The sequence below is a fragment of the Chengkuizengella sp. SCS-71B genome (assembly GCF_040100845.1).
GTDB lineage: Bacteria > Bacillota > Bacilli > Paenibacillales > KCTC-33759 > Chengkuizengella.
The window spans coordinates 3,179,129-3,187,541 of the sequence record NZ_JAZHSH010000001.1 but is presented as its reverse complement, the minus strand read 5'-3'; the positions used below and the strand labels follow the sequence as shown (position 1 = coordinate 3,187,541).

9 protein-coding genes are annotated in these 8,413 nt (G+C 33.2%); 7 read left to right on the top strand and 2 right to left on the bottom strand.

What is annotated here, in order from left to right; genetic code table 11:
• Positions 1–90: 90 nt before the first annotated feature.
• Positions 91–936, top strand: coding sequence for a type II CAAX endopeptidase family protein (locus VQL36_RS15700; RefSeq protein WP_349250226.1), 846 nt, complete (start codon positions 91–93; stop codon positions 934–936).
• Between the two features lie 105 nt (positions 937–1,041).
• Here the strand turns inward: VQL36_RS15700 and VQL36_RS15695 are convergent, their stop codons facing one another.
• The gene (locus VQL36_RS15695; RefSeq protein WP_349250225.1) at positions 1,042–1,737 is read right to left on the bottom strand and encodes a thioesterase II family protein; all 696 of its coding nucleotides are present in this window, start codon (positions 1,735–1,737) and stop codon (positions 1,042–1,044) included.
• A gap of 102 nt (positions 1,738–1,839) precedes the next feature.
• Here VQL36_RS15695 and VQL36_RS15690 point away from each other — a divergent pair, with 102 nt between their 5' ends.
• Together VQL36_RS15690 and VQL36_RS15685 are read left to right on the top strand one after the other, a co-directional pair.
• Positions 1,840–2,544, top strand: a complete 705-nt coding sequence (locus VQL36_RS15690) for a 4'-phosphopantetheinyl transferase family protein (protein ID WP_349250224.1) — start codon at positions 1,840–1,842, stop codon at positions 2,542–2,544.
• A gap of 98 nt (positions 2,545–2,642) precedes the next feature.
• A complete protein-coding gene (locus VQL36_RS15685) occupies positions 2,643–3,926 on the top strand; it encodes a hypothetical protein (RefSeq protein WP_349250223.1) in 1,284 nt (427 codons plus the stop codon).
• 33 nt (positions 3,927–3,959) lie between these two features.
• Here the strand turns inward: VQL36_RS15685 and VQL36_RS15680 are convergent, their stop codons facing one another.
• Positions 3,960–5,399 carry an N-acetylmuramoyl-L-alanine amidase gene (locus tag VQL36_RS15680; RefSeq protein WP_349250222.1) on the bottom strand — a complete coding sequence of 480 codons (1,440 nt, stop codon included), beginning with the start codon at positions 5,397–5,399 and terminating at the stop codon, positions 3,960–3,962.
• Between the two features lie 192 nt (positions 5,400–5,591).
• Here VQL36_RS15680 and VQL36_RS15675 point away from each other — a divergent pair, with 192 nt between their 5' ends.
• From VQL36_RS15675 to VQL36_RS15660, 4 genes are all read left to right on the top strand, one after another.
• A complete protein-coding gene (locus VQL36_RS15675; RefSeq protein ID WP_349250221.1) occupies positions 5,592–5,834 on the top strand; it encodes a DUF4321 domain-containing protein in 243 nt (80 codons plus the stop codon).
• A gap of 13 nt (positions 5,835–5,847) precedes the next feature.
• The gene (locus VQL36_RS15670; protein ID WP_349250220.1) at positions 5,848–6,450 is read left to right on the top strand and encodes a Maf family protein; all 603 of its coding nucleotides are present in this window, start codon (positions 5,848–5,850) and stop codon (positions 6,448–6,450) included.
• Positions 6,451–6,581: 131 nt separating this feature from the next.
• Positions 6,582–7,271, top strand: coding sequence for a RadC family protein (radC, locus tag VQL36_RS15665; RefSeq protein ID WP_349250219.1), 690 nt, complete (start codon positions 6,582–6,584; stop codon positions 7,269–7,271).
• 107 nt (positions 7,272–7,378) lie between these two features.
• Positions 7,379–8,410 carry a rod shape-determining protein gene (locus VQL36_RS15660; RefSeq protein ID WP_349251194.1) on the top strand — a complete coding sequence of 344 codons (1,032 nt, stop codon included), beginning with the start codon at positions 7,379–7,381 and terminating at the stop codon, positions 8,408–8,410.
• The last annotated feature ends 3 nt before the right edge of the window (positions 8,411–8,413 follow it).

The window sequence follows — 8,413 nt, the reverse complement described above, 5'->3', positions numbered from 1 at the left end:
TGTTAAATAAAGATAAATGAAGGGGGGTGATGAAAAGGCCTATTCAATATTCATTTAATAAGTTACTTAAAAATGAAAAGGAGTTATTATATGAAAAAATATTTGTTAATGATTGCGAATTTAGCTGCTTATCTAGGAGCAACTTACTTTGTCTTTGAACTATTGGTTCTATACTTATATAACAATTTTGAATGGTTTGTTACTTTCTTTGAAAGAAATATTCCACTTTATTTAATTTTTATAACGAGTGTGACATTTCTACTATTTCTATTTATTTTTTATATTAAAAAAATCTTTCTCAAGGAAAATTATAAAAGTATATGGTCCGTATGTAATTTTTCCATGATTAATAGAAAACAAATGTTTTTGTTCACTCTCATTGGTTTGGCAGGAACTTTATGGTTCATCAGCTTTATGAAAATAACATACTTTGGGGAAAGATTTCCAGATTTAGAATCATATATGGAAGTGTTTTCTAGATCGGACAACTTTTTTTATGTGTTTATCGGAGTTGGGATTGTAGGTGTTTTATTTGAAGAAATACTATTTAGAGGTTTGGTATTTAATGAATTTAATAAAGTGATGCCCTTTCCAATTGCTTTAATCTTAAATGCAATAGTATATGGATACTTTCAACCAAGTCCAATTATTATGTTTACAGGATTCATGTTGGGGATTTTATATGGATTAGTTTATTTCAAAACGAAATCTATCTGGTCGTCTATATGGATTGGTATCGTGCTGAATGTGTCTATGTTTACATTTAGGGAATTAAAGATAAACGATGCAATAGGGAAATTACCAGATTGGGTATTAGTGTTAACCATGATTTCTTCTTTCCTATTTATATTGATTTCTGTGATTTACTTGTTTAAAAGTGAGTCACTCTCAAATAATAACATAACTCCTGCAAATAAATTGGAATTGCAAGGATGAAACAAACATAAAGAAACTTCTTTAATACATAGAGGATAGATAGGAACCTGGATCAGTTAAACAGGTTCCTATCACAAAGTTTGATGAAAATTTTACGATTCATCATCATTTGGCTGTATGACTTCCAACGGCTTTTATCGTTTTTTCCATATGATCTTGGATAAAGAAGTGCCCTCCGTTTATGAAATGGTAAGTTGAAGGCTGCTCAGTAAGTTCATCCCATTCCTTAATAATATCTATATATTTATCTTGCAGACCATACAATACAACTGTTTTACAATTAATTTTAATTTGTTTTTGTTTATATTCATACGTTTCTACAATTTTATAGTCTCCACGAATAATTGGAACAAAAAGCTCTGCTAATTGACGATTATCAAAAATTTCATCAGCAGTTCCTCCAAGTTCCAACACTTTTCTTTTAAATTCATCATTCGGTAATAAATGAACTTGTTCCTTGTCTGTTTTTTTTGAATGTGGGGCAGGACTTCCAGAGAAAAAGATCATTTCTGGTTCATTATGATCCAAGTTTTTTATCTTATAATACAATTCATAAGCAATTTTACTTCCCATGCTATGTCCAAATAGAGCGTATGGTGTAGAATCTATCTGTCCGCTTATCAATTTATAGACATCCTCCACAGCTTCATTTAAACTCTCGTAAAAAGATTCACCTATTCTAGTGCCTCTACCAGCTAACTCAATTGGAACGATTTCAATAGATTGATTAAAGTGCCTTTTCCATTTGCTATATATAGCAGAGCTGCCACCAGCGTATGGTAAACAGAATAACTTCATCATGATTCAATCACCTCATTCATTTAGTTTATAGCATATCATATTTATTTTCCAATTTTTTCGATATAATAAATAAAATGAAACTTACAAGTTGAGGTATAAAGAATGAAAATCGTGGCTGTAAAAATAGATTCAGAGATTGAACATAGTTTATATATTGATTTATTAAGAAACCTACCTAAAGAAAAACAAGTTCGATTAAATAAATTTAGAAATAAAATGGACGCCGATCGGTCATTACTAGGTGAAATTTTAATTCGAACTGAAATTATGAATGTAACAAATGTTAAAAACCTTGAAATTGTATTTCAAAAAAATAGCTATGGCAAACCAATCTTATTGAACAAGCCACAACTTCACTATAATATTACTCACTCTGGTAATTGGGTGGCTTGTGCGATTGATTGTTCAACTATTGGTATAGATGTAGAGAAAATTTCTCCAATTGATTACACAATCGCTGATCGGTTTTTTTCAAAACAAGAAATAATGGATTTAACAAAAAAAGAAGAGCCTGAAAAATTAAAATATTTTTTTGATCTTTGGACTCTAAAAGAAAGTTATATCAAAGCGGATGGCAGAGGATTATCTATCCCTCTCGATTCATTTAGTATTCGTAAAACGAATAATACTATAAAGATGATGACAGAAAACTCTCTGAAGGAAGTATTTTTTAAACAGTATGAAATAGATGATATGTATAAATGTTCAGTATGTGCATTAAACAATCAATTTCCTGTTGAACCACGTGTGTTATCTTTATTAGACACTTGTCACAATTTTTTGAATCATATAGATCACAATCATTGAACTTATTAGATTGATTTATTAAATGATTTAATCATAATCTTTCTATTTCTATCATATTCTTTTCATATACAGGGTTTGGGACAAGGAGGGAATATGTATTGAATAAAGCAAGATTAACCTATCGCTTTGACAAGGATGGCAATAAAATAAATAAGGAAAATGAAACTCAAAAAGATATTATATCCCTAAATAAAAATGAGTTTAAGGTGTTAGAGAAGTCAGATAAAACGATGACTGAAGATGAACTCTCTGATACTATTTTAGATTCACAGCCATTAAATCAATTTACAACGGATTATGGAGCATGGAGCAGCCCCTTTGATGCTGAAACTGCTAGATTAGAACAGCTTATACGAGAAACGGATACGTATCAAGATAATGACAATGGTTTTAATAATAAACATGGAGATAAAGAGCGCGAAGATGATTATTTAGGAAGATTTGATGCCCATCCAAATTATTCAAAGGAATATCAGAAAAATCCATACAAAAATAGAAATCCTTACGGGTATGTAAAAAAAACAAAAAGGCCATGGTTTAAAATCATCACTTCTTTTACAGGAGCTATCATCGTAGGGATTGCATTTGGTTTTTTTGTATTATCTTTTTTCTCTGACAATCAACAATCAGCCAGTGAAATAAATCAATCACAAAATGATTCTATTGTACCTTCAGAATTAGACGAAGAGGTTGAAAGTGAGGATAACATGACTAGTCCTCAGCCAGTTGTAAATTTAAATGGAACAATCACATTAAACATACCATTCCAATCTTATTTCATGCTTCAAAATGGTGTGTTCAGTAGTTTGGATGGAGCAGAAGCAGCGATAGCTGGGTTATCAAACAATGGTTTTGCTGCTGTAAGTGAATTAAACGATAACTACTATGTTTTTGCAGGGATGACAACAAATCGAGATGATGCATTATTACTGAGTTATAAATTACAGCAGGAAGGTTTAGAAGTTTATATAAAAACGTATGAGATACCTTCTATCAAACAGATGAAATGGAATGGGAATAATGCAGAGCTTGTTCAATCTTATTTCTCTCAGGGATCAGAGCTTGTTCATACAATAAGTGAGTTAACCTTAATACATTTAAGGGATCAATCTTTTACGTCCTTTGAGAATAGCTCTCTAGAAACGATTAAAGGTCTCCATCGAACTTGGGCAGGATTAATCCCGGAAATAAATACTGGATTTCCAGAGGAAGTAAAATCCACGTTTGAAAAAATGAATAGTGCATTAAGTACAGCTATGATTTCCTTGGAGGATTATCAAAAAAATCCTTCATCTTCATTGCTTTGGCAGACTCAAACTGCTTTAATGCAATATACGATTTTACAAAAAGATTTACTCCAAAGGATATCTGTATCTCTTTAATTAAAAATAAGCTCGCCGATGGCGAGCTTTTATTTAGTACAAAAATCTATCAACCATAACAGCTAATTCGGCACGGGTCATATTACGCTCAGGTCCAAATTTGGTTTCTGTTATTCCATTTAAAAGAGAAAGTTCTTTTAACAGATATACAGACTCAGCGTACCACTTTCCCTCTGAAACATCTTCATATAAAAACGTTGCTTCCGTGGCTTCCGTTTCATTTTCATTCCAAATGCGATTAAAAATAACCGAAACCTCAGCTCTAGAAATAGGTTCATTAGGTCGAATCGTTTCGTCTGGATACCCTAGAATATAACCATTATTCACTGCTTCATGGATGATTTTAAAAGCCCAATGATCAGTGGATAGATCTTTAAAGTCTTTTGTCTCTACTTTTGTTTGTTGATTAGAATCAGACTCACTTGTATTATCTGATGTTGATTCTTCATCATTGGTTTCATTTGAGTCTGTGTTTGTATTATTTTGCTCATGGTTGTTTTTTTCTTGATCTGATACATCACTTTCTTCAGATGACTCTGTTTCTTCTTCCAGGTTATTTTCTTGAGTTGACTCTGTATTCTCTTCTGTAGTAGGAGTTTGTTGTTCATCGCTCAAATTATCATGTGGATCCTGTGTTGTTTGCTCATCTTCAGGGGCTTTGTCACTTGTAAAATAAAAAATACGATCCATCATCGCTAAAAATTCAGCTCTGGTTAATGATCGATTTGGCTCATAACTATTGTTATATCCAAAGATTAGATCATTATCCTGAAGTCGAATGATAGACGTTATCGCCCAGTGATCTAAAGCATCCCAAAATGTAATGGGTTCAAATGTTTCAATTCCGTTTGCAATCCCTATGGCCATTTTTTGTCTTTCACTTTCGTCAAATAATCTAGCAGCATCTTCTTCATTGCTTAAAAAAGCGGTTTCTACTAAAATACTTGGAATTGAGCCCATGCGAGCGACATAAACAGCTTTGGACATTAAACCAAGGTCCTTCGTTTCGGCTTCGGTTATCAGTCCATTTAATACGGATTGCGCCAGTGTCTTACTATAGGGTGTTAAGACAGACATTGCTGTACTAGCAGGGTAATCCTTATCTGGATATTGGTTATTATAGTAGATTACTAGACTGCCTTTAATGGATGGATCGTGATGAGCATTTGCATGAATTGATACAAATAAATCTGCATTTTGTTGATTTGTCAATTTTACTCTATCTTGCAAGCTTATGTATGTATCATTTTCCCTCGTTAAAACAACCTCATGTCCACGCTCTTCTAAAATATTTTTTACTTTAAATGAGATGTCTAGATTAACATCCTTTTCTTTCAGTCCATTAACACCCAATGCACCTGGATCTTTCCCACCATGACCAGCATCTAGGACCACTTTCAAAGCTTGAGCATAATTTGGAAAAATCACAAAAAGAATCATCAAGAAAATAACGGTATGTTTACATTTTTCCATCAAGCTAAATCTCCTCCCTGTTGTATATTTTAATAGGAAAAGAGTGGTATGTAAAAAGGTAAAATAAGGAACTTAAAGTTTTTTTTCATAGATTGTGTTAATTCATCTTAACTCGTATAATAGAATATAGATGAAATTCAAAAGATTCATAGATAAAAAGTGTAAGTTACAAGTTTTGGAGGTAGGAGTGTGATGAAAAAAAATAGTTTTGTATTAATTATTTTTTTGTTGATAGGATTATTAACAGGGTCTATTATTGCTCAACTTTTAGAACCCGTACCTGCATTATATTTTTTGACCAAATCCTCACAAATCACATGGGAACCTTCAGCAGATTTAGGTTTTTTATCATATGATTTTAATTTCCAGGTTAAACTAAATATTGCAAACATCCTAGGATTAGCTTTAGCTTTTTGGTTATATCGTAAATTATGATGTTTGAAGGGGATTGAAAATTTTGAATAATAAACATCTTATCCTAGCCTCTTCTTCACCTCGAAGACAAGAATTAATTCGTTCTTTGAACTTACCCTATACAATTTGTGTGAGTGATGTTGATGAAACTCTGACAGAAATATTAACACCTGTTGAAGTGGTAAAAGTTTTATCAACAAAAAAAGCAACAGCTGTGTTTGAAAAAAAGCAATCCAAGAATAAACATGGAATTATTATTGGTGCAGATACAATTGTTGTAAAAGATGGACGAATATTTGGGAAACCAAAAGACAAGAGCGATGCGATATCAATGTTGCTCCAGCTTCAAGGAACAGCACATGAAGTATATAGTGGTATTGCTTGCATAGATTCAGATTCAGGCAAAATAATAGTTGAATCTCAAAAAACGATAGTAAATATGAAGCCTCTAAAGATTGAACAGATTGAACGTTATGTTAATACTGGAGAACCTATGGATAAAGCTGGTTCGTATGCTATTCAAGGTCTTGGTGCAACCATGGTGGATTCTATAGAGGGTTCATATTTTAACGTAGTTGGTCTATCGCTTTCTTTGTTAAGTGAAATGTTAGGTGAGTTTGGAATTGAAGTGATATGACTTTTTAAAGAAATTGTACGAATTTAGGTTCTGTAATGGAGATGCGAATTAGTTTATCTTGTATGCATATCCCTCATGACAATGTACATTTTGAAATATTTTTAAAAATGTCCAAAGGGAGGGCTTAGGATATGTCACATTTGTCACAAATCCTCAGAAATGTACCAGAAAAAGATAGACCTCGTGAACGCATGCTTCAATACGGTGCACAGGTTTTAAGTAATGCAGAGATTATAGCTATATTGTTAAGAACGGGTTCCTTTGATGAATCTGCAATAACATTAGCTCAAAAAGTACTGAAAAAGTTTGGTGGTTTGCGTCATTTGGTTGATGCTAGTACAGAACAATTAATTGAGATGAAGGGGATCGGTCCAGCAAAAGCGTTACAAATTCAAGCTGGAATTGAACTTGGCAGAAGGTTAGCCAAAAGTAAATTAGAACATCATATCACAATCCGATCGCCAGAAGATGCTGCAAAATATATGATGGAAGATTTACGATATTTGCAGAAGGAGCACTTTATTTGTTTATTTTTAAATACAAAGAATCAACTGATAGCACAAGAAACGCTTTCGATGGGAAGTTTAAATGCATCTATAGTTCATCCTAGGGAAGTTTTTCGTGCAGCTATAAAAAGAAGTAGTGCTTCAATTATTTGTGTTCATAATCACCCAAGTGGTGATCCGACTCCAAGTCCTGAGGATATTGAAATAACGAATCGTTTGTTAGAAGCTGGGCAGGTGATCGGTATAGAGGTTCTTGATCATTTAATTATTGGTGATCAAAATTTTATTAGTTTGAAAGAAAGAGGACTTATGTAATACAATGATATAAGTTTCAAATAAATTCATTTTCGTTTTATATAAACAAAACTAGAAAATATATGATAATTTTATTGAGCGATTGGAAATTAGGAAGGAGACTTGGCATGTTTGGCAGCTTTGTTAAAGACTTAGGAATTGATTTGGGAACAGCAAATACACTTGTATTTTTAAAGGGGAAGGGGATCGTTGTTAGGGAGCCTTCAGTTGTTGCTGTACATACGGAATCTAAAACGATTGTTGAAGTAGGGGACGCAGCAAAAAAAATGCTCGGTAGAACACCAGGTAGTATAAAAGCAGAACGTCCAATGAAAGATGGAGTTATTGCTGATTTTGAAACGACGTCTGCAATGATTAAAGCTTTCATGAAGAGAGCTCAAAAGCAAAGGTTTTTATTTCCAAAACATCCTAACGTTATGATTTGTGTTCCATCAGGGGTAACCGCAGTTGAAAAAAGAGCAGTGGAAGATGCGGCACGTCAAGCTGGAGCAAAAGAGGCATACACAATTGAAGAACCATTTGCAGCTGCAATTGGTGCTGATTTACCAGTATGGGAACCAACAGGCAGCATGGTTGTGGATATTGGTGGTGGAACAACGGAAGTAGCAGTGATCTCATTAGGAGGAATTGTAACTGATCGTTCCGTTAGAGTTGCTGGGGATGAGATGGATGATTCCATAACACAATATATTAAAAGAAAATATAGTTTGATGATAGGTGAAAGAACAGCCGAGTCTATTAAGATGGAAATTGGATCTGCAACTGAAGCAGAAAAATCTGAATCAATGGAGATTCGCGGTCGTGATTTGATTACAGGTTTGCCTAAAACAATAGAGATAACTGCAAATGAAGTTACAAAAGCCCTGAAGGACACCGTTGATAAAATAATCGAAGCAGTAAAAGGAACCTTAGAAAAATGCCCTCCTGAGCTTGCAGCCGATATAATGGATCGTGGTATTATATTAACTGGTGGTGGCGGTTTGTTGAGGAATCTAGATAAAAAATTAACTCAGGAAACAGGTATGCCAGTCATTGTTGCTGATAACCCGCTTGATTGTGTTGCAATAGGTACAGGTAGAGCTTTAGAAGAAATACATTTATTTAGAGATAAGAAAAATAAAGGTAGAAATAAAAGATAATTG